The 19,767-nt window shown below is 72.5% G+C and carries 14 protein-coding genes; 8 read left to right on the plus strand and 6 right to left on the minus strand.

Annotation, left to right across the window (positions count from 1 at the left end):
• Positions 1-522 precede the first annotated feature (522 nt).
• From ribA to ACFZAM_RS06960, 4 genes are all read left to right on the plus strand, one after another.
• Positions 523-1,203, plus strand: a complete 681-nt coding sequence (ribA, locus tag ACFZAM_RS06945) for a GTP cyclohydrolase II (RefSeq protein WP_355337878.1) — start codon at positions 523-525, stop codon at positions 1,201-1,203.
• Between the two features lie 182 nt (positions 1,204-1,385).
• Complete coding sequence (locus ACFZAM_RS06950) at positions 1,386-1,982, plus strand: TetR/AcrR family transcriptional regulator (protein ID WP_188282412.1); 597 nt, start codon at positions 1,386-1,388, stop codon at positions 1,980-1,982.
• Between the two features lie 182 nt (positions 1,983-2,164).
• Complete coding sequence (locus tag ACFZAM_RS06955; RefSeq protein ID WP_355337882.1) at positions 2,165-4,399, plus strand: MMPL family transporter; 2,235 nt, start codon at positions 2,165-2,167, stop codon at positions 4,397-4,399.
• 210 nt (positions 4,400-4,609) lie between these two features.
• Positions 4,610-7,444, plus strand: coding sequence for a YfhO family protein (locus ACFZAM_RS06960; protein WP_391043407.1), 2,835 nt, complete (start codon positions 4,610-4,612; stop codon positions 7,442-7,444).
• A gap of 43 nt (positions 7,445-7,487) precedes the next feature.
• Here ACFZAM_RS06960 and ACFZAM_RS06965 read toward each other — a convergent pair whose 3' ends face one another.
• The 5 genes from ACFZAM_RS06965 to ACFZAM_RS06985 form a co-directional block, all read right to left on the minus strand.
• Positions 7,488-8,015, minus strand: a complete 528-nt coding sequence (locus tag ACFZAM_RS06965; RefSeq protein WP_391043410.1) for a methylated-DNA--[protein]-cysteine S-methyltransferase — start codon at positions 8,013-8,015, stop codon at positions 7,488-7,490.
• Complete coding sequence (locus ACFZAM_RS06970) at positions 8,012-9,643, minus strand: AlkA N-terminal domain-containing protein (protein WP_391043413.1); 1,632 nt, start codon at positions 9,641-9,643, stop codon at positions 8,012-8,014. The genes ACFZAM_RS06965 and ACFZAM_RS06970 overlap by 4 nt, the downstream gene beginning before the upstream one ends.
• Before the next feature lie 149 nt (positions 9,644-9,792).
• Positions 9,793-10,122, minus strand: coding sequence for a GNAT family N-acetyltransferase (locus ACFZAM_RS06975; protein WP_355337894.1), 330 nt, complete (start codon positions 10,120-10,122; stop codon positions 9,793-9,795).
• A complete protein-coding gene (locus tag ACFZAM_RS06980) occupies positions 10,119-10,328 on the minus strand; it encodes a DUF2630 family protein (RefSeq protein ID WP_391043593.1) in 210 nt (69 codons plus the stop codon). The genes ACFZAM_RS06975 and ACFZAM_RS06980 overlap by 4 nt, the downstream gene beginning before the upstream one ends.
• Before the next feature lie 182 nt (positions 10,329-10,510).
• Positions 10,511-11,389, minus strand: coding sequence for a MerR family transcriptional regulator (locus tag ACFZAM_RS06985; RefSeq protein ID WP_391043594.1), 879 nt, complete (start codon positions 11,387-11,389; stop codon positions 10,511-10,513).
• Positions 11,390-11,850: 461 nt separating this feature from the next.
• On the opposite strand from ACFZAM_RS06985, the gene ACFZAM_RS06990 reads away from it, so the two are divergent.
• The 4 genes from ACFZAM_RS06990 to ACFZAM_RS07005 all read left to right on the plus strand — a co-directional run bounded on the left by ACFZAM_RS06990 (position 11,851) and on the right by ACFZAM_RS07005 (position 15,751).
• Entirely contained in the window at positions 11,851-13,353 is a 1,503-nt protein-coding gene (locus ACFZAM_RS06990) for an NAD(P)-binding domain-containing protein (RefSeq protein WP_391043417.1), read from the plus strand.
• On the plus strand, positions 13,350-14,474 hold the full coding sequence (locus tag ACFZAM_RS06995; protein ID WP_391043419.1) for an alpha/beta fold hydrolase: 1,125 nt from the start codon (positions 13,350-13,352) through the stop codon (positions 14,472-14,474). Before ACFZAM_RS06990 ends, ACFZAM_RS06995 begins: the two co-directional genes overlap by 4 nt.
• A complete protein-coding gene (locus tag ACFZAM_RS07000; RefSeq protein ID WP_391043422.1) occupies positions 14,471-15,391 on the plus strand; it encodes a short-chain dehydrogenase/reductase in 921 nt (306 codons plus the stop codon). Before ACFZAM_RS06995 ends, ACFZAM_RS07000 begins: the two co-directional genes overlap by 4 nt.
• A 123-nt stretch (positions 15,392-15,514) precedes the next feature.
• Positions 15,515-15,751, plus strand: a complete 237-nt coding sequence (locus ACFZAM_RS07005; RefSeq protein ID WP_355337909.1) for a hypothetical protein — start codon at positions 15,515-15,517, stop codon at positions 15,749-15,751.
• A gap of 126 nt (positions 15,752-15,877) precedes the next feature.
• On the opposite strand, the gene ACFZAM_RS07010 is transcribed toward ACFZAM_RS07005, so the two are convergent.
• Positions 15,878-19,726 carry a S41 family peptidase gene (locus ACFZAM_RS07010; protein ID WP_391043425.1) on the minus strand — a complete coding sequence of 1,283 codons (3,849 nt, stop codon included), beginning with the start codon at positions 19,724-19,726 and terminating at the stop codon, positions 15,878-15,880.
• Between the last annotated feature and the right edge of the window lie 41 nt (positions 19,727-19,767).

Below are 19,767 nucleotides of genomic sequence, written 5' to 3' on the forward strand. Positions count from 1 at the left end.
GGGAACGCCCGCGCCGCCGAGCAGTTGGACGGGGGAGACCACTTCGGCGGGCAGGGCCAGTCCGGTGGCGGCCACCGCCAGGCCCGTGGCGGAGGCGGCGATCACCGGGTTGCGGAAGGGGAGTCGGAGCATGCGCCGCCACAGTGCGCCGACGCCGCGGTAGGTGTCGAGGTCGATCAGGACGAGGATCAGCGGGGTGACGAAGAGCATCTGGAAGAGCCCTGCACGACACGATGAAGAACGTGTCGTGCAGGACGTGTGCGGCGACCGGGATGCCGAGGTTGGCGGAGTTGACGTAGGACGCGCACATCGCGCCGATCGCCTGGTCGGCCTGGCGGTGCCGGAACAGCTTGCGGCTGACGGTCAGTGCGCATGGCGGACCCGGGGGCGGCCGTATCGGGCGGGTCGGGGGGAGCGGAGACGCCGACCCGGGCGTGTGGCCTGGGTCACATCTCGGGGCGGGGGAAATAATCCGACCGCCGAAAGAGCTTGATGTTTCAAGATCTTATGAGGGGGGTCAGCATGGCGTCGAAGGTGTCGACCAGTGCGTCGGGCACGGCGGTCAACGCGGCGCGGGGCGGGGAGAATCCGCTGCCGGCCGCCGGGATACGGACGAAGGTGCGGGTGCCGCTGCGGTTCTCGGACGGGTGGGGGACGACGGCGGACGTGTTCACGTTCACCGGTCTGGTGGACGGCAAGGAGCACCTGGCGCTGGGACTCGGGGACTACGAGGGCGCCGAGTCGCCGTTGGTCAGACCGCATTCGGAGTGCCTGACGGGGGACGTGTTCGGGTCGCAGCGGTGCGACTGCGGGCCGCAGTTGCGCGAGGCGGTCGAGCGGATCGCGGAGACCGGCGGGTATCTGCTGTATCTGCGGCAGGAGGGCCGGGGGATCGGTCTGTACGCGAAGCTCGACGCGTACGCGCTCCAGGACGACGGCCTCGACACGTACGAGGCGAATCGCGCGCTCGGGCGCGGCGAGGACGAGCGGGACTACACCGCGGCGGCCCAGATGCTGGCGGCGCTCGGGGTCGACGGCATACGGCTGCTGAGCAACAACCCGGACAAGGCGCGGCAGCTCACCGCGCTCGGGACGGCCGTGGTCGAGCGGATTCCGACCGCCGTCCACGTGTCGGCGGCGAATGTCAGCTACCTGCGGGCGAAGGTCGAGCACACCGGTCACACGCTGGCGCTTCCCGCCTGAGCCCGGACGCGAGGTCGACCGCGGCGCCGCGCCTGGGCGGGGTGAATCCGTACGCGCGAGGGCGCGGGCACGGTTGAGCGTCGTGAACGTGATTCGACCCACGATCGAAACGGTGGCGTTTCGATCGCGGGCCGTCTATGGTTATGTGTACGACATCGTTTCGACTCGGAGGGCAGGGCGACATGACGGCTGAGGTTTCCGCCACGCGTCGTACGCGCCTGACCCCCGAGCGCGAGCACGAGCTCTACGCGGCGGTGGTCGAGCTGCTGCGTGAGGTCGGCTACGAGGCGCTGACGATGGACGCGGTCGCGTCCCGTACGCGTTCCAGCAAGGCGACCCTCTACCGCCAGTGGAAGGGCAAGCCGGAACTCGTGGCCACCGCGCTGCGGCACTCCAAGTCGGTGTCCACGGCGGACATCGACACGGGCTCGCTCAGCGGTGACCTGCACGAACTCATCCGCTGTCACGACCAGGACGAGACCAAGCGGGACCAGGAACTCATGCGCGGGCTCGCTCACGCGGCCTTCAGGAACGAGGACCTGTTCCGCGCCCTGCGGGAGCTGCTCATCGAGCCGGAGCTGGTCAGCTTCCGGGCTCTTGTGCAGCGCGCCGTGGACCGCGGTGAGCTGGCCGCCGACAATCCGGCACGCGACTTCGTCCCGCACCTGCTGTTCGGGGCCGCATTGGCGCGGCCCATCATCGAAGGTCTCGACCCCGACCCCGACTTCTCACACAGATACATCGACGCGGTGGTCGTCCCCGCCCTGCGTCTGTCGTGACGAAGCGCAGTGACCACTGATGTGATCTGACCTTTCCCCGCGCCACTCAGCACGACTCGGCGCCCCGGCACGACTCAGCACGACATTCCCCGCACCACCGCTCCACCTGACACGCCGCTCTCGTCGTCGGGCTGGTTCCTCACGCCCACATTTCCATCCTCCTGACGGGAGCCCATGCCCCCATGGCCACATTCCTCTACAAGCTGGGCCGGCTCGCTTTCCGGCGACGGCGGTTCGTCGTACTGATATGGGTGGCGCTGCTGGCGCTCGCCGGTGTCGGCGCGGCGACCGCGCCGTCCGCGCCGAGCGACAACTTCACGGTGCCCGGCACCGAGGCGCAGCAGGCGTTCGACCTGCTGCATGAGCGTTTCCCCGGCACGAACGCCGACGGCGCGAGCGCGCGCATGGTCTTCCAGGCACCCGACGGTCAGAAGATCACCGCGGGACCGAACAAGGCGGCGGTCGAGAAGGTCGTCGACGAGCTGAAGAGCACACCGCAGAAGGCGACGGTCGCCGATCCGTTCGCCGCCGGCGGTGACGCGATCAGCAAGGACGGCACCACCGCTTACGCGTCGGTCAGTTACACGGCCAAGTCCTCCGACATCACCGACGCCACGCACACGGCGCTGGAGGACGCGGCGCAGCACGGCAGGGACGCCGGGCTGACGGTGGAGACCGGCGGTACGGCGCTCCAGGCGTCGGTGGAGACCGGGAACAGCGAGATCATCGGTGTCGGCATCGCGGCGGTCGTGCTGCTGATCACGTTCAGTTCGCTGGTCGCGGCGGGGCTCCCGCTGCTGACCGCGATCATGGGTGTGGGTATCGGTATCGCGTCGATCACCGCGCTGGCCAGCACGCTCGGTCTGTCCAGCACGTCGTCCACGCTCGCGTCGATGATCGGACTGGCGGTCGGTATCGACTACGCGCTGTTCATCGTGTCGCGGCACCGGCATGAACTGATGGAGGGCCGAGAGGGTGAGGACGCGGCCGGCCGGGCGGTCGGCACGGCGGGCTCCGCGGTGGTCTTCGCAGGTCTGACCGTGCTGATCGCGCTGGCGGGCCTGGCCGTGGTCAACATCCCGATGCTGACCAAGATGGGGCTGGCCGCGGCGGCCACCGTCGCCATCGCCGTGCTGATCGCGCTCACCCTGATTCCCGCGCTGCTCGGCTTCGCGGGACCGAAGGCGCTCAGCCGCAAGGTCCGCAAGGGGCGCGCGGTCGACACCGGCAAGCCGAACATGGGCACCCGCTGGGCGCGCATGGTGGTACGCCGCCGGGTGCCGATCCTGGTCGCGGGCGTCGTGGCGCTGGGCCTGGCCGCGATCCCGATGACGAGCATGCAACTGGGCCTGCCCGACGACGGTTCGCAGCCGGTCAGCACGACCCAGCGCAAGGCGTACGACCTGCTGTCCGACGGTTACGGGCCGGGCTTCAACGGGCCGCTGATGGTGGTGGTCGACGCCGCGGCGAGCGACGACCCGAAGGCGGCGGTCGACCGGATCAAGACGACCATCACCGGCTTCCCCGATGTGAAGACGGTCAACGCGCCCGCCTTCAACACCAAGGGCGACACGGCCACCCTTTCGGTGGTGCCGGACTCCAAGCCGAGCAGCGCGCAGACCGAGGACCTGGTGCACGCGATCCGCGGGCATCAGGGTGAGTTCACCGGTACGACCGGCGCGCACGTCCTGGTCACCGGCACCACGGCGATGAACATCGACGTGTCGCAGAAGCTGAACGACGCGCTGGTGCCGTATCTGGCGCTGGTCGTGGGCCTGGCGTTCCTGCTGCTGATGCTCGTGTTCCGGTCGGTGCTGGTGCCGCTCAAGGCGGCGCTCGGCTTCCTGCTGTCGGTGCTCGCGGCACTGGGCGCGGTCGTGGCGGTCTTCCAGTGGGGCTGGCTGTCCGGCCTGATGGGCGTGGAGCAGACCGGGCCGATCATGAGCATGATGCCGATCTTCATGATCGGTGTGGTGTTCGGTCTCGCGATGGACTACGAGGTCTTCCTCGTCACCCGGATGCGGGAGGCGTACGTCCACGGGGAGTCGCCGAGCCAGGCCGTCGTCACCGGCTTCAACCACGGTGCGCGGGTGGTGTCCGCCGCGGCGGTCATCATGATCAGCGTCTTCGCGGGCTTCATCGGCTCCTCCGAGTCGATGATCAAGATGATGGGCTTCGGCCTCGCGATCGCGGTCGCCTTCGACGCGTTCATCGTTCGTATGACCATCGTCCCCGCCGTGCTGGCGCTGCTCGGGCGTTCCGCCTGGTGGTTGCCGCGCTGGCTCGACCGCGCGCTGCCCAATGTGGACGTCGAGGGTGAGCAGCTCCGCAAGAGCCTCGGTGACACGGTGACTACCGGCGGCGGCGCCTCGGGGACCGGTGCTTCGGAGGAGGAGCACGAACCCGTACGCGTCTGATCATGTGACGCCGTCGGTTGTGGCTTCGTCCAGTCGGACGCGGCACCAGGTGACGCCGTCCGTTGTGTGATCCTCCACCCGTCCGGTTGCCTTCGGGCACCGGGCGGGTGTTTGACGTTCACCTCGGAGTCGGTGGAATGTCGCGTTCCTGTCTGTCGGGGATGCCTAATATCTGGCGACATTCACAGAACATGCGTACCGGGGGAACCGATGGCACCTCAAGAAGTCCCTCCGGGAGCGGTCGGGCGCGTGAGGTCATGGTTCCTCGCCGCGCGCACACAGGCGGCGCTGCTCGCCGCGGGCGTCGCGGCGGTCGCCTTCTGTATCGGGGACGCGGTCGCGGGCAGCTACCCGTTCGGCTCGCGCACGCGCAGCGTCAATGACCTGGGCAATCAGTTCGTCCCGTACCACGCGCACCTGTGGGACCTGCTGCACGGCAGGGCCGACGGCGGGCTCCTACTCAACTGGCAGTCCGGCTACGGCAGCAGCTTCCTGCCGGACCTCGGCACGTATGTCTCCAGCCCCTTCGCGCTGCTGGTCGCCTTCTTCCCGCGCGACCGGATCGACCTCGCCGTCTACGCCGTGACCGTGCTGAAGATCGGCGCCGCCGCCGCGGCGATGGCCGTACTGCTGCTGGCGCTGCGCCCCGGCCGGTGGTGGGCGGCGGGCGCGCTCGGCGCGTCGTACGCGCTGTGCGGCTGGACGGTGATGCTCGCGTCGTACAACCCGATGTGGCTGGACGGCCTGATCGCGTTCCCGCTGCTGTGCCTGGTGGGGGAGTGGGCGCGGACCGCGCGGCGGCCGTATCTGAGCGTCCTCGTGGTCGCCCTGTGCTGGATCGCGAATTTCTACACCGCGTATATGGCGACGATCGGCGCCGGGCTCGTCCTCATCGCCCGGCTGCTGACCGAGCCCGACCGCGGCGACACGACCGCGCCGGACGCGGGCGCACAGGACGGGACCGCACAGGACGGGACCGCACCGGGCGTCAGCGGCCCCGGCGGTACGCGTGCGCCGCGCGAGTGGCTGCGCGCGCTCGGCAGGGCCGCGCGCAGCATGGTGTTCGGCATCGGCCTGTCCGCGCCGCTGGTGCTGACCATCTTCAAGGGGACGAAGCTCGCCTACCCCGGCCTGGTGCAGGAGTTCGAGCCCAAGCCGTGGTCGGACCTGCTCGGCCGGATGCTCCCCGGCACGTACGGCTTCACGACGCCGTCCACGTACATCGACACCGCGGCGCTGCTGCTGGCCTTCGCGCTGCCCTTCCACCCGGCGGTGCCGCGCCGCACGCGCACGGTGTGGACGGTGCTGGTGCTGGTGGTCACCGCGTCGTTCCAGTGGAAGCCGACGCATCTGCTGTGGCACGCCTTCACCACGCCCAACGGCAGCGCGTACCGCGAGACGTTCGTGCTCAGCGGGATGATGGTGATCGCCGGGTGGTTCGCCTTCGCGCACGGTCTGCCCGGCCGGCGTCAACTCGCGTGGGCCACGGGCGTGATGGCGGCGCTGGTGGCCATCACGCGCTTCGGTGCGGAGAAGGGCGTCACCGGGCAGGGCACGTATCCGCTGCTCGCGCTCGGCCTGGTGGCCACGATCGGCGCCCTGTTGCTGCTGCGCTGGGCGGCGGAACGGTCGCACGGCGGGGCGGCGGGAACCGGCACCGCACCCACCAGGGCTTCGGCGGCCACCAGTGCTTCCGCGCCCGCCAAGGCTTCCGCGAACGCCACGCTGCCCGTGGTGCTGGCCGCGACGCTGCTGATCGGCGCCCAGATCGGGCAGTCGGCGTTCACCAACGCCTGGGACGTCAGGAAGCGGCTGGCGACCATGGACGACTACGGGCAGTGGGGCCAGCGCGAGACGTACCAGTACGACGCCGTCGCGAAGGCCGACGGCTGGCCGGACTACCGCACCGATCCCGGACGCGAACAGACCGTCGGGAACGACCCGTTGATGGTCGACGGCCAGGGCGCGCAGTACTACAGCAGCCTCACCGCCGATGTGTGGACGAAGACCCTGATGGCGCTCGGCGGCGGCTGGACCTCGCGCGGCCGGTCGTTGCAGAGCCTCGACAACCCCGTCACCGACGTCATCTTCTCGGTCGGCGCGCGCGTCCACTCGCGCCGCGACCCGCACCAGGTGCATGTGAACCCGCCGCCGAACGTGCCGCCGAACGTGCCGCCGACCGTCACCCGGCAGGAGGTGCCGCCGCTGGTGACGATGCGCGACGCCGCACCGGCAGGGCGCTACGGCCTCTCGCCGTACCGGAACCAGGAGTTGCTGCTCGGCTCCGCCGTCTACACCCCGACCAGCGCCGAACTGCGCGACAGCAAGGGCCGGTTGATGCCGCGCACCCCGAAGGGGTACCGGGTCACCGGGTACGTGCGGCATCCGCGGACCAGTACGTACTCGCTGCGGACGTCCTGCCCCGCGGGCAGCGAAGTGTACTTCTGGTCACCGGACTTCAAGGGTCAGGTCACGCTCCCGGGCGCCGCGCCGGTCGACTTCCTCGGCCGGATGCCCACCCACCGCGCCGCCGTCGAGCGCCTGGGCGATGTGCCGCGCGGCGGCGGGAAGTTCGCCCTGAAGGTACGGGCCCTGGAGCCCGGCACCCTCTCCTCGGACGGCGTCGGCTGCCTCGACCGGGGCAGGCTCGCCGCCGCCGAGCGGAAGCTGGCGGCGGGCGCCGCCACCCGCGTCCAGGTGACCGACGACGGCATCAGCGCCCAACTCCCCTCCGGCGCGCACGGATTCGCGGTCGTCGCGGCCCCGGCCATCACGGGCTGGAGTTGCGCCACCGACAACGGCTCCAGGCACCCCGCGCGCTCCTACCTCGGGCTGATCTCCGTGCCCGTCACCGCGGGCGCCACCTCGGTCTCCTGCTCCTTCACCCCGCCCGGCCTGCACCTCGGCGAGGCGATCGGCGGCGCCTCATTGCTCGGCGTCGCGGCCCTCGCGGCGTTCGGCTGGTGGCGCGGGCGCCGCCGCCCCGAGGAGGACGGCGACAGCGAACCGGTACGGCCGGTGCCCGCGGCACTGGTCGAGAGCTGAGGCGGCTCCCGCGCCTCAGAGCGGCACCGGAGACTTCCGCACCTCAGAGCAGCACCGGCTGCTGGACGCCGTTCTCCATCGCCAGCAGCCACCGCTTGCGCGGCAGCCCGCCGCCGTAGCCCGTCAGGTCGCCGCCCGCGCCGACGACGCGGTGGCACGGCACGATGACGCCGATCGGATTCCTGCCGTTGGCCAGGCCCACCGCGCGGGAGGCGGTGGGATGGCCGAGGATCGCGGCGAGTTCGCCGTACGAGACGGTCTCGCCGTACGGGATGTCGCGCAGCGCCGACCAGACGCGCTGCTGGAAGGGCGTGCCCGACATCGCCAACGGCAGGTCGAAGCGGGTGAGTTCGCCCGCGAAGTAGGCGTCGAGCTGGGCGCGGGCGGCGGCGAAGACGGGGCTGTCGGCGCGCGGGCCGAAGGTCTCCTGCGCGGGGCGGTGCCGCTGCTCGGTCATGTAGAGGCCGGTGAGGGCGCAGCCGCGGGCGACGAGGGTCAGTTCGCCGCAGGGGCTGTCCACGACGGTGTGGACCGGGTGCTCCGCCGAGGGGGCGGGGCGGGTGGCGGTCATGAGGGTGAAGTCCCTTTCTCATCGGTGGTGTTGGGGGGCAGGACGTTGATCGGGTGGTCACCCGTCGCCCACAAGTACTGCGTGGCGTAGGCCCGCCACGGCGACCAGGCGGCGGAGTGCCGTACCAGCGCCGCCGGAGTCGTCGGCAGGCCGAGGTCGCGGGCGGCGTACCGCACGCCGAGGTCGGTGGCCAGGAAGGCGTCGGGGTCGCCGAGCGCCCGCATCGCGATCGTCTCGACCGTCCACGGCCCGAATCCGGGCAGCGCCGAGAGCTGGGCGCGGGTCCGTACCCAGTCGCTGCCGACGTCGAGGTCCAACTCGCCGCTCTCCAGGGCCCGTACGAGCGCGGCGAGGGTGTTCCTGCGGGTCTGCGGCATCGCGAGGGCGGCGGGGTCGAGTCCGGCGAGCGCGGCGGGAGCGGGGAAGAGGTGGGTGAGGCCGCCGCCGGGGTCGGTGACCGGCTCGCCGTGCGCGAGCACCAGACGGGCGGCGTGCGTACGGGCCGCCGCCGTCGAGATCTGCTGCCCGAGGACGGCGCGGACCGCGAACTCCGGCCCGTCCGTGACTCGCGGCACCCGCCGCCCCGGCGCCTTCGCCACCAGCGGCGCGAGCACCGGGTCCGCGGACAGCAGCGCGTCCACCGCTTGCGGGTCCGCGTCCAAGTCGAGCAACCGGCGGCAGCGGCTGATCGCCTGCGCCAGGTCACGCCAGTCGGTGAGCCACAACTGGCAGGCGATGTGGTCGGGTTGGGGCCGCAGCGCCACGATCCCGGTGCCGTGCGGCAGCCGCAGCGTGCGCCGGTACGCGCCCGCCCGCCACTCCTCGACGCCCGGTACCGCGGTCGCGGCGAGGTGCCCGAAGAGATTGTCCGGGGTGAGCGGGCGGCGGAACGGCAGCCGCAGTGACAAGGTGCCGGTCCCCGCGGCCGGACGCCCCTTGGCGACCCGCGCCCGCAGCTCGCTCGGCGACAGCGCGAAGACCTCGCGCACGGTGTCGTTGAAAGCGCGGATGCTGGCGAAGCCCGCCGCGAAGGCCACCTCGCCCATCGGCATCGCGCTCGTCTCGATCAGCAGCCGCGCGGTCTGCGCGCGCTGGGCACGCGCCAGGGCCAGCGGCCCGGCGCCCAGCTCCGCCAGCAGTTGCCGCTCGACCTGCCGGGCGCTGTAGCCGAGCCGCGCCGCGAGGCCCGGCACCCCGTCGCGGTCCACCACCCCGTCGGCGATCAGCCGCATCGCGCGCGCCACCAGGTCGGCCCGCTCGTTCCACTGCGGCGAGCCGGGGCTGGCGTCCGGGCGGCACCGCTTGCAGGCCCGGAAACCGGCCTGCTGCGCGGCGGCGGCGCTCGGGTGGAAGGTCATGTTCTCGGCCTTCGGCGGCACCACGGGGCAGCTCGGGCGGCAGTAGATGCCGGTGGTCAGCACCGCGGTGTAGAACCATCCGTCGAAGCGGGCGTCCTTCGACCGGACGGCGCGTACGCAGGTGTCGAAGTCCGGGACGGCCGCGGCCGACCCGGAGTCCCGGACCGTTCCCCCGGCGGCGTTCCCGCTCGCGGCCCTGCCCGCAGCCGCGACCGCAGCCCCAGCCGCAGCCCCAGCCGTAGCCCTGTCCGTATCCGTATCCGTGTCCACACCACCAGCATCGCCCGTCGTCAGGCTTCCGGTCTGGCGGAAATCCGACATGGACGTCGGGGCGCGTGCGGTGCGGGCGCGGCGGTCCGGGCGCGGCGGTGCGGGCGGGTCGGTGCGGGCGGGTTGGGGACGCCCGTACGTACGGGGGCTCAGTCGGAGACGTTGCTCGCCGGTACGTAGAGCAGATCCGCGTACTCCGGGTGCTTGCCGAGCCAGCCCTCGAAGAACGGGCAGATCGCCAGGACCCGCAGGCCCTGCGCGCGGGCGGCGTCCAGGGCGGTGCGGGCGAGCGCGGAGCCGACGCCGCGGCCCTCGTAGGCGTCCTTCACCTCGGTGTGGATGAACGCGATCATGTCCGGGGTGCGCAGATACGCGGCCACCCCGGCGATGTCGTCGCCGATACGTGCCTCGTACCGCTTGCTCTCGGGCGCGTCGGTGACCGTGACGTCACCGTGGACGGAGGCGGCGCCGTCGCTCATGAGCGGTAGTTCTCGACGGTGGAGGCCGGGCGGACCTTCGCGTCGCCGGGGTCCTCGCCCGCGTCGGTCAGGGCGCGGCGCTGCCGCAGCAGGTCCCAGCACTGGTCGAGCTCGCGCTCCAGGGCGGCGAGCCGCTCCTGTTCCGTCGCGCCGTCGATGCTGCCTGCGGCGAGCAGGTCGCGCAGCGCCTTCTCGTCCGCGACCATCGCGCTGATCCGGCCCAGAATGGCCTGGTCTGCCGAGGAGTCGTTGGGCTGTTGCACGGGGCACCTCCCGGGTCGGTACGGCCTTGTGGTCCACTCTCGCAGGTCGTGCGGCGGCGCGCTCGCGATGCGCGGGGTGATGTGACGGGTCAGACGCGGCCGGTACGTCGGGCGCGGTGCGTACGTCAGGCGCCGGCGGTGGGTTCGGCCGGGTCCGTACCGATTTTCGTACCGCCGTCCGTACTGCCGTCCACATCGGCTTCCGCGCCGCCGTCCACACCGGCCTCCGCGCCGCCGTCCGTCCTGGCTTCCGTACCGCCGTCCGTACCGCAGTCCGCGCCGCCCTCCGCCCGCTCCGCCTGCTGCCGCAGCCAGGCGTCGATCTCGGCCCGCACCCGCCGCTCCATCGCGAGCCCCATCTCGGCGTCGACGATGTTCTTGGCGAGGGGCCGCAGGCGTTGCAGGGACTCGGCTATGCGGTGGGCCTCGGCGGGCGGGAGGTCGTCCATGGGCCCGATGACGTGGGTGCGGATGACCTGGGTGAAGAGGTCGGCGAGCGCGTCGGTGTGGGCGCGTACGCCGCGTCCGGCGGCGAGGACGGCGGCCAGCGGCACGCCCTCGTGGACGAGGGCGGCGGAGGCGTCGAGCAGGCGGCGGCTGATGTGGATGACGTTCTCGCCGTCGACGCCGATGTAGCCGATGTCGAGGGCCGTCGTCAGATTCTCCGGGGTGACGTCCTCGCCGAAGTAGTCGGCCAGCTCCTCGGGGGTGAGGCGGACCGGGGTCTCCTCCGACCAGGGCGCGGTGAGCGCGCCCTCCAGGCCGAGCAGTTCGGCGACGCCGCCGAGCGTGCGGCCGTTCTCCCACGCGCCGATCAGTTCGGCGATGCCGCCGAGGGTGTGGCCGCGCTCCAGCAGCCCCGCGATGGTCCGCAGCCGGGCGAGGTGGGCCTCGGAGTACCAGGCGATCCGGCCCTCCCGGCGCGGTGGCGGGAGCAGCCGCCGCTCACGGTAGAACCGCAGCGTCCTGACGGGGATACCGGCCGCCTTGGCCAGCTCCTCCACGCGGTACTCGCGCTCGGCCGCCGAGCCGCTGCCGGAGCCGTCGCCCGCGCCGTGGTCCCCCGCGCCGCCGCTTCCGTTGTCGTCCACGCGGCCAGCCTATGTGCTGTTCGGGGCTGTCCGACCCCGCCCCTGGGCAGGTATTCCATCGTGACATCCGCCGCCGCGCGCCTGGCCGTACGCCCCCGTGTCCGGACCCGTACGCTCCGTCGCGCGCCCCGCCGCCCGGACGCGTACGCCCCCGCCGTACGCCCCGTGTCCTGGCCCGTACGCCCCACCGCGCGCCCGTCGTCCGCCACCGCGCGCCCCGTCGTCCGGGACCCCGCGCCCCACCCCGCGCCCCACGGACGGACGACTTCCGCCCCTACCCCTACCGGAGGTAACCCGGCATGGTCTACAGTCCGAACCGTGCCAGTGATTGCTGGCATGATCGACGGGGGCACAATTCGGCGGAAGGCGGTGCCATGGACGAGCTCGAACACGTGCGGGTGGCGGTGATCGGGTCCGGGTTCGGCGGGCTGGGGGCCGCGGTACGGCTGCGGCGCGAGGGCATCACGGACTTCGTGATTCTGGAGCGCGCGGACTCGGTCGGCGGGACCTGGCGCGACAACAGCTATCCGGGCTGCGCCTGCGACGTGCCGTCGCACCTGTACTCGTTCTCCTTCGCGCCCAACCCCGACTGGCCGCGCGCCTTCTCCGGGCAGGAGCACATCCGGGCGTATCTGGAGCGGGTCACCGACACCTTCGGGCTCCGCCCGCACCTGCGGTTCGGCGCCGAGGTGCGGCAGGCCCGCTGGGACGGCGAGGCGAACCGCTGGCACCTGACGACCGCGACGGGCGAGCTGACCGCCGATGTCGTCGTCTCCGCGACCGGGCCGCTGTCCGACCCGAAGATCCCCGACATCCCCGGGATCGAGGACTTCCCCGGGCGCGTCTTCCACTCCTCGCGCTGGGACCACGACTTCGACCTCAAGGGCAAGCGCGTCGCCATGGTCGGCACGGGCGCGTCCGCGATCCAGATCGTGCCGTCCATCCAGCCGGAGGTCGCGCGGCTGACCGTCGTGCAGCGCACCCCGCCGTGGGTGATGCCGCGCGTCGACCGCGGGGTCAGCGCCGCCGAGCGCTGGCTGCACGGCAAGGTCCCGGCCACCGCCAAGGCGCGCCGCGGCCTGCTCTGGCTGATCAGGGAGTTCCAGGTCGGCGCCTTCGTACGGCACCCGAAGCTGCTCAAGGCCGCCGAGCGGATCGCGGCCAACCACCTGAAGCGGTCGGTGAAGGACCCGGAGCTGCGCGCCCGCCTCACCCCCGACTACACCATCGGCTGCAAGCGCATCCTGCTGTCCAACACCTACTATCCGGCGCTCGCGCAGCCCAACACCGAGGTCGTCACCTCCGCGCTCAGCGAGGTCCGCGGCTCGACGATCGTCACCGCCGACGGCACCGAGCGCGAGGTGGACGCGATCGTCTTCGGCACCGGCTTCCACGTCACCGACATGCCGATCGGCGACCGGGTGATCGGCGCGGACGGCCGCACGCTCGCCGAGCACTGGAAGGACGGCATGGCCGCGCTGCGCGGCTGCGCGGTCGACGGCTTCCCCAACCTCCTGTTCATCATCGGCCCCAACACCGGCCTCGGTAACAGCTCGATGATCCTGATGATCGAGTCGTCGCTGAACTACGTCGCCGACTTCATGCGCACCCTCGACGCCACCGGCGCCGCCGCCCTCCAGGCCAGGCCCGAGGCCGTCACCGCCTGGAACGAGGAGATGCAGCGCCGTGCCGCCCGTACGGTCTGGAACACCGGCGGCTGCGAGAGCTGGTATCTCGACGCGAACGGGCGCAACACCACCGCCTGGCCCGGCACCACCGCCGAATTCCGGCGTGCCACCCGGCAGTTGAAGCTTTCCGAATACGAGGTGCTGGCCCCGGTCGCGGGTCGGCGCGAGGCTGTGGAGGCCGTGTCATGACGGTGCCCTACGAGGCGGTACGCGCCCGCCGCGAGCTGACCGTCGTCTCCGCCGACGGCACCCGGATCCACGTCGAGGAGTACGGCCGCGCGGACGGCCCGCCGCTCGTCCTCGCCCACGGCTGGACCTGCTCCACCCTCTTCTGGGCCCCGGTCGTCCGTGCGCTCGCCGCCGACTTTCGGGTCATCGCGTACGACCAGCGCGGGCACGGGCGCAGCGCGTCGCCGCGGTCGCGGGCGGGGTACGGTACGACGCAGCTCGCCGACGATCTGGAGGCGGTGGTGAGGGCTGTGCTGCCGGGGGGCGCTTCGGGAGCCGGTGCTTCGGGGGCCGGTGCTTCCGGAGAGGGTGCTTCCGGCGACGGAGACGGCGGCGGCGCTGGTGACGGCACCGGTGACGGCTACGACGGTGAGAAGGCCGTGCTGGTCGGCCACTCCATGGGCAGTATGACGATCATGGCGGCCTCCGGGCGTACCGCCGTCCAGGAGCGTACGGCCGCCGTCCTCATGACCAGCACCGGCAGCGCCCGGCTGCTCGGCTCGACCCAGGTGCTGCCGCCCCGCTTCAGCTCCCGGCGCGTCCGGCGGGCCTTCCACCGGCAGCTCCTCGTGTCCCGGCTGCCGCTCGGACCGGTCACCCCGGTCTCGCGCGCGGCGCTCAAGTACGGCGTGCTGGCGTCCGGTTCGACCCGCGAGCAGGTGGCCTTCTCCGCCCGTATCGTGCACGCCTGCGGTGCGCGGCAGCGCTCCGAGTGGGGACGGGTGCTCGCCGCGCTCGACCTCGACGCGGAACTGGCCGCGCTCACCGCGCCCACGGCCGTGCTGGTCGGCACCGCCGACAAGCTCACCCCTCCGGTGCACGCGCGCGGCATGGCCGCCGCCCTGCCGAACTGCACCGACCTGATCGAGCTGCCCGGGCTCGGCCACATGACCCCGATCGAGGACGCGGACGCGGTGGTCGCGGCGGTACGGAAGCTGGCCGCGGCCCATCTGCGGGTGGGCGCCGCGTCCGGCGACGCGCGCGCGGTGGACGACCCGCGCACCGACCCGCGTACCGGCACAGGTACCGGCACACTTACTGACCCGCTCACCGACACACGGACAGAGGAGAAGAGCGCATGAGCAGCCGTACGGACAGCTCGCTCGACGGGCAGGTCGTGGTGGTCACGGGGGCCGCGCGCGGGGTGGGGGCGCTGCTGGCGCGCAAGCTCGCCGCGCGCGGGGCGACGCTGGCGCTGGTCGGCCTGGAGCCGGACGAGCTGAAGAAGGTCGCCGAGTCGATCGGGGCGCGGGCGGGCTGGTGGACCGCCGACGTCACCGACCGGGCCGCGATGGCGGCGGTGGCCGAGGAGGTCGCCGAGCGCTTCGGCCGGGTCGACGTCGTCGTCGCCAACGCCGGGGTGGCCACCGGCGGCCCCTTCCTCGACTCCGACCCCGAGGCGTTCGACCGCGTCATCCAGGTCAATCTGCTGGGCAGCATCACCACCGCCCGCGCCTTCCTGCCCGCGCTGCTGCGGTCGCGCGGCTATCTGCTCCAGATCGCCTCGCTGGCCGCGCTGACCCCGGCGCCGCTGATGGCCGCGTACTGCGCGAGCAAGTCGGGTGTCGAGGCCTTCGCGCACTGCCTGCGCGGGGAGGTGGGCCACAAGGGTGTCAAGGTCGGCGTCGGCTACCTGAGCTGGACCGACACCGACATGGTGCGCGGCGCCGACGAGGACGACGTCCTGCGCGGCCTGCGCTCCAAACTGCCGTGGCCCACCAACCGCACCTATCCGCTCGAACCCGCCGTCGACCGTATCGCCGCCGGGATCGTGCGCCGCTCCCCGCACGTCTACGGGCAGGCGTGGCTGCGCGGCATGCAGTCCATCCGCGGCTACCTCCCGTCCGTCATCGGCGGCGCCCTCGGGCAGCGGCAGATGCGGCAGGTCGAACCCGCCCTCGCCCGCGCGGCCGGTATCCACCGCGGCCTCGTCGGTCGGGGCGGCGCCGCCGACGAGACGGCCCGCTCGGCCGGCGCGACCACGGGACCGAACGCCTGAGCCTCACGCTCCGTGATCCCAAAGTCCTTGCCGCGCTGGGCTTTTCGTCCCGAGATGCGCACTTCGCGCACCCGTGTAAGTCTGGTCGAGGCCCCATCCCCACAGACTCCAGGAGGAGTGATCATGGGCGCTTTCGACCAGTTCAAGGACAAGGCCAGCGAGTTCGCCGACAAGGCCAAGGGCGCGGCCGGCGACCAGCGCGACAAGGCGGCCGAGTCCGCGGACGACGCGCGCGACAACATGCAGCGCGGCACCCAGCAGGACCAGGGGCAGCGGGACCGTCGCTCCGACGTCGAGGACCCGTCGCAGGACCGCCTCGGCTCCGAGTCGAGCGACGCGGACCAGGACGACTGGGCCTGACGTCACGCGAACACCGTGACAAAGAAGGGGCACCCCCTCGGGGGTGCCCCTTCTCCCTTGTGCCCGCGGCCCGTTCTCCTGTCCGCCGCGCCCGTTTCTGTCCGCCCCGCCCGTTTCGCGGTGTGTTCAGCGCGGGGGGAGTGGGGGGCGCTGGCGGTTGGGGCGGGTGGTGAGGTCGGGCGGGGTGGCGGCGGGGTGTTCGGCCAGGAGGGCGAGGGCGGTGCGGACCGCGACGTCCATCTGGCCGTGGCGGCCCTCGGCCCAGTCCAGCGGGGTGCGGAGGGCGTCGATGTCGGGGTCGACGCCGTGGTTCTCGACGGACCAGCCGTACGCGTCGAACCAGGCGGCGTTCATGGGGACGGTGATGACGGTGCCGTCGCCGAGGCGGTGGCGGCCGGTCATGCCGACGACGCCGCCCCAGGTGCGGGAGCCGACGACCGGCCCTATGCCGAGGAGTTTGAAGGCGGCGGTGATCATGTCGCCGTCGGACGACGTCGCTTCGTCGGCGATGGCGACGACCGGGCCGCGCGGGGCGTTGCCGGTGTAGGAGACCGGCTGCGCGTTGCGGGTGAGGTCCCAGCCGAGGATGGTGCGGGTCAGCTTCTCGATGACCAGTTCGCTGATGTGACCGCCCGCGTTGCCGCGGACGTCCACGAGCAGGGCGTCATAGGCGACTTCCATCCGCAGGTCGCGGTTGAACTGCGCCCAGCCGGAGCCGCCCATGTCGGGGATGTGCAGATAACCGCACCGGCCGCCGCTCAACTGCCGTACGACCGAACGGCGTTTGGCCACCCAGTGCTGGTAGCGCAGCGGGCGTTCGTCGATCAGCGGGACGACGGCGACGCGGCGGGGCGCGCCGCGGCGGCCCGGTCCGACGAAGGTCAGCTCGACGGTGGTGCCGCCCGCGCCCGCCAGCAGCGGATACGGTCCCGCGTCCGGGTCGACCGGCCGCCCGTCGATGTGGGTGAGCACCGCGCCCTCGCGGATGCCCGTACCGGCCAGCGGCGAACGGGCCTTGGAGTCCGACGACTCGCCCGGCAGGATCCGTACGACCGACCACGTACCGTCCTTGCCGTGCTGGAAGTCGGCGCCGAGCAGGCCGATGGGGCGCTGGTAGTGCGGCGGGCCCTCGTTGCGGCGGGCGGGGGCGACGTACGCGTGCGACGTGCCCAGTTCGCCGAGGACTTCGCGCAGCAGGTCGGCGAACTCGTCGGGCGTGGCGACGCGTTCGACCAGCGGGCGGTACTGGTCGAGGATCGCGGGCCAGTCGACGCCGCACATGTCGGGCGCCCAGAAGTAGTCGCGGATCAGCCGCCCGGCCTCCGCGTACGACTGCCGCCACTCGGCCGTCGGGTCCACCTCGTGCAGGATGCGGCGCATGTCGACATAGACCGTCGAGTCGTCGTCGCCGCGTTCGGTGGCGGGCAGGACGGCCAACTCGCCCTCGTCGAAGACCGCCAGGCGCTGGCCGTCGCCGCTGACCGCGTACCAGTCCATGTGGTGGACCAGCTCGGTCCGCTTGGACTTGGTCAGGTTGTAGTACTCCAGCGTCGGGCGGGCGGAGGGGTCGGTGGGGTTGGCGAAGGTCTCGCCGAGCGCGCCGGAGATCGGCCAGCGCAGCCAGACCAGGCCGTTGTGCACGGGCTCCAGCGCCGAGTACTTCGACGCGGGGACGGGGAAGGGCGTCACCCGGTTCGCCAGGCCCTCCACCTCGACGACCACCGGGCCGTCGCCGCCGCCGCTCTCGCCCGGGTCGAGACCGCCGCCGATGGGACGGCCGTCGACCGGCAGCGCGAAGGGTGACGGCGTCGCCGAGTTCAGCGGCACCAGATACGGGCGGCAGCCGAGCGGGAACGACAGGTCGCCGGTATGAACGTCGTACACCGGGTCGAAGCCGCGCCACGACAGGAACGCGAGGTAGCGGCCGTCGCGGGTGAAGACGGGCTGCTCGTCCTCGAAGCGGCCGTTGGTGACGTCGATGATCGACTGGTCCGACAAGCGGGCGATCTTCACCGAGCGCAGACTGCGGCCGATACCGGGGTGCGACCAGGTCAGCCACGCCGAGTCGGGGGAGAAGGCCAGGTCGCGGACGGGGCCGTTGGTGGAACGGATCAGCTCGTCGACAGCGCCCGCCATGGTGCGGCCGTCGGTTGTGTGATCGTCCAGCGGTACGCGGCGTACGCCGTTTCGCGTGCCGTCACCCGCGCCGCCGGGCTCGTCGCCCGCATCGCCCATCTCGCGCACGTCGCGTACGTCGGCCCGTACGTCGTCGCCTAGGCCGTACGGGTCATCGCCCTCGTCACCGTCCGAGTCGTCCTCCGCCTCGCCGGTCGTCACCAGCAGCAGGCGGCCGTCGTTCGTGGCGACGGCCAGCGTGCCGCCGTCGGGGGAGGAGACCAGCTCCAGGACGCGGCCGAGCTTGCCGACGGCGAGGCGGGTGGGGCGGTCCGGCTCGTGGCCGCCGCCGGTGACGTCGTCGTCCGTGTACACATCGGTGTCGGGCGATTGGCCGTCCGAGCCGGGGGTACGGGTGGGGCCTTCGCCCTTGCCGCGGGCGTCCGCGGGGTCCGTGTAGACCGTGCTCGAACGGCTGACGTCCGCGTCGCCCTTGCCGCCACCGGCCTTGCTCCCGCCGCCCACCCCGCCACCGGCCTTGCCTCCGCCTGCTGTGCCGCCGTCGCCTGCCCCACCGCCTGCCCCGCCGCCTGCCCCGCCGTCCGCCTTGTCGCCACCCGCGACCGGCACCACATCGGTCAGCTCCTCCGTCACCTCGGTGACGTCCTCCGCCTCCGTCACCTGCGCCTTCGCGTCCGCCGCCGCGGAATCCCGCGCGCCGCCGCGGATCGCCGTCCGCGACGCCCGCCCCGGCAGGTGCGCCAGCTCGATCCCGTCCTCGCCCTCCGCGTCCGTGACGAAGGCGACCAGACCGGTGTCGCCGAGCATCTCCGGCAGCCGGACCCGCGCGCCGGGCTCGTCGGCGATCGTCCGGGCGGGGCCGTCGCGGTGCGTGAGCCAGTAGAGGCTGCCGCGTACGCAGACGGCGCTGGCCCGGCCCGTACCGTCCATGGCCAGGCTGTCCAGATTCGAGGCCGCGGGCACCTGGTACGGGCGCTGCCCGCTCCTCGCACCGCCCAGCCGGATGTCCAGGCGGCGCGGCCGGGCGTCGGGCGCCGCCAGGTCCTCCACCAGCCACAGCTCGCCCGCGCACTGGTACACCACCCGCCGGCCGTCGGTGGCGGCGCTGCGGGCGTAGAACTCGGCGTGGTCGGTGTGCCGCCGCAGATCCGTACCGTCCGGGCGGCACGAGTACAGATTGCCGATGCCCTCGTGGTCGGAGAGGAAGGCGATCCGGCCCGACACGAACATCGGCGACGCCAGGTGACCGTCGATGTCCGGAACCAGCCGCTCGCCGTGCAGCCACAGCCGCCCCGTCGCGCCGCCGCGGTACCGCTTCCACGCGTGCGGCTCGTGCGGCGGCGTCCCCGTCAACAGCAGGGTGCGGCGCTCACCCGGCTCCCCGTTCTCGTCGCACACCGCGATGTCCGACACCGGCCCCCACGGCAGCGGCCCGCCGGGCCCGCCGTCCACCGGCACGCTGTGCGCCCACGTGTGGTACGCGAACGGCTGCCCGTGCGACGACACCGCCAGCACCTGGCCGTCCGGCGTCCACGAGCACACCCGCGTGTCGGAGCTGCCCCAATACGTCAGCCGCCGCGACTCCCCGCCGTCCGTCGGGACCAGATACACCTCGGGGTCCAGGCTCCGCCAGGTCGTGAACGCGATGGTCGAACCGTCGGGCGACAGCCGCGGCGGCCCCACCCGCGTCCGGTCCGCCGTCACCCGCCACGCCCGCCCGGGCGACCCCCCGGCCGCCCCCAGCGGGGCCACCCAGATGTCGTCCTCGGCGGCGAAGCTGAGCAGGTCGCCGTGGAGATGCGGGAATCGGAGGTACGCGCCGTCGCTCACCCCTCCCATGGTTCGGCCCCCGGAAACCCCCGGCAACTTTTCGCCACCTT

This window comes from Streptomyces sp. NPDC008079, assembly GCF_042957385.1.
Lineage (GTDB): Bacteria > Actinomycetota > Actinomycetes > Streptomycetales > Streptomycetaceae > Actinacidiphila.

Coding starts and splice junctions, on each gene's coding strand:
- ribA (WP_355337878.1), top strand. CDS start 523: ATGGCGTCGAAGGTGTCGACCAGTGCGTCGGGCACGGCGGTCAACGCG.
- ACFZAM_RS06950 (WP_188282412.1), top strand. CDS start 1,386: ATGACGGCTGAGGTTTCCGCCACGCGTCGTACGCGCCTGACCCCCGAG.
- ACFZAM_RS06955 (WP_355337882.1), top strand. CDS start 2,165: ATGGCCACATTCCTCTACAAGCTGGGCCGGCTCGCTTTCCGGCGACGG.
- ACFZAM_RS06960 (WP_391043407.1), top strand. CDS start 4,610: ATGGCACCTCAAGAAGTCCCTCCGGGAGCGGTCGGGCGCGTGAGGTCA.
- ACFZAM_RS06965 (WP_391043410.1), bottom strand. CDS start 8,015: ATGACCGCCACCCGCCCCGCCCCCTCGGCGGAGCACCCGGTCCACACC.
- ACFZAM_RS06975 (WP_355337894.1), bottom strand. CDS start 10,122: ATGAGCGACGGCGCCGCCTCCGTCCACGGTGACGTCACGGTCACCGAC.
- ACFZAM_RS06980 (WP_391043593.1), bottom strand. CDS start 10,328: ATGGTCGCGGACGAGAAGGCGCTGCGCGACCTGCTCGCCGCAGGCAGC.
- ACFZAM_RS06990 (WP_391043417.1), top strand. CDS start 11,851: ATGGACGAGCTCGAACACGTGCGGGTGGCGGTGATCGGGTCCGGGTTC.
- ACFZAM_RS06995 (WP_391043419.1), top strand. CDS start 13,350: ATGACGGTGCCCTACGAGGCGGTACGCGCCCGCCGCGAGCTGACCGTC.
- ACFZAM_RS07000 (WP_391043422.1), top strand. CDS start 14,471: ATGAGCAGCCGTACGGACAGCTCGCTCGACGGGCAGGTCGTGGTGGTC.
- ACFZAM_RS07005 (WP_355337909.1), top strand. CDS start 15,515: ATGGGCGCTTTCGACCAGTTCAAGGACAAGGCCAGCGAGTTCGCCGAC.
- ACFZAM_RS07010 (WP_391043425.1), bottom strand. CDS start 19,726: ATGGGAGGGGTGAGCGACGGCGCGTACCTCCGATTCCCGCATCTCCAC.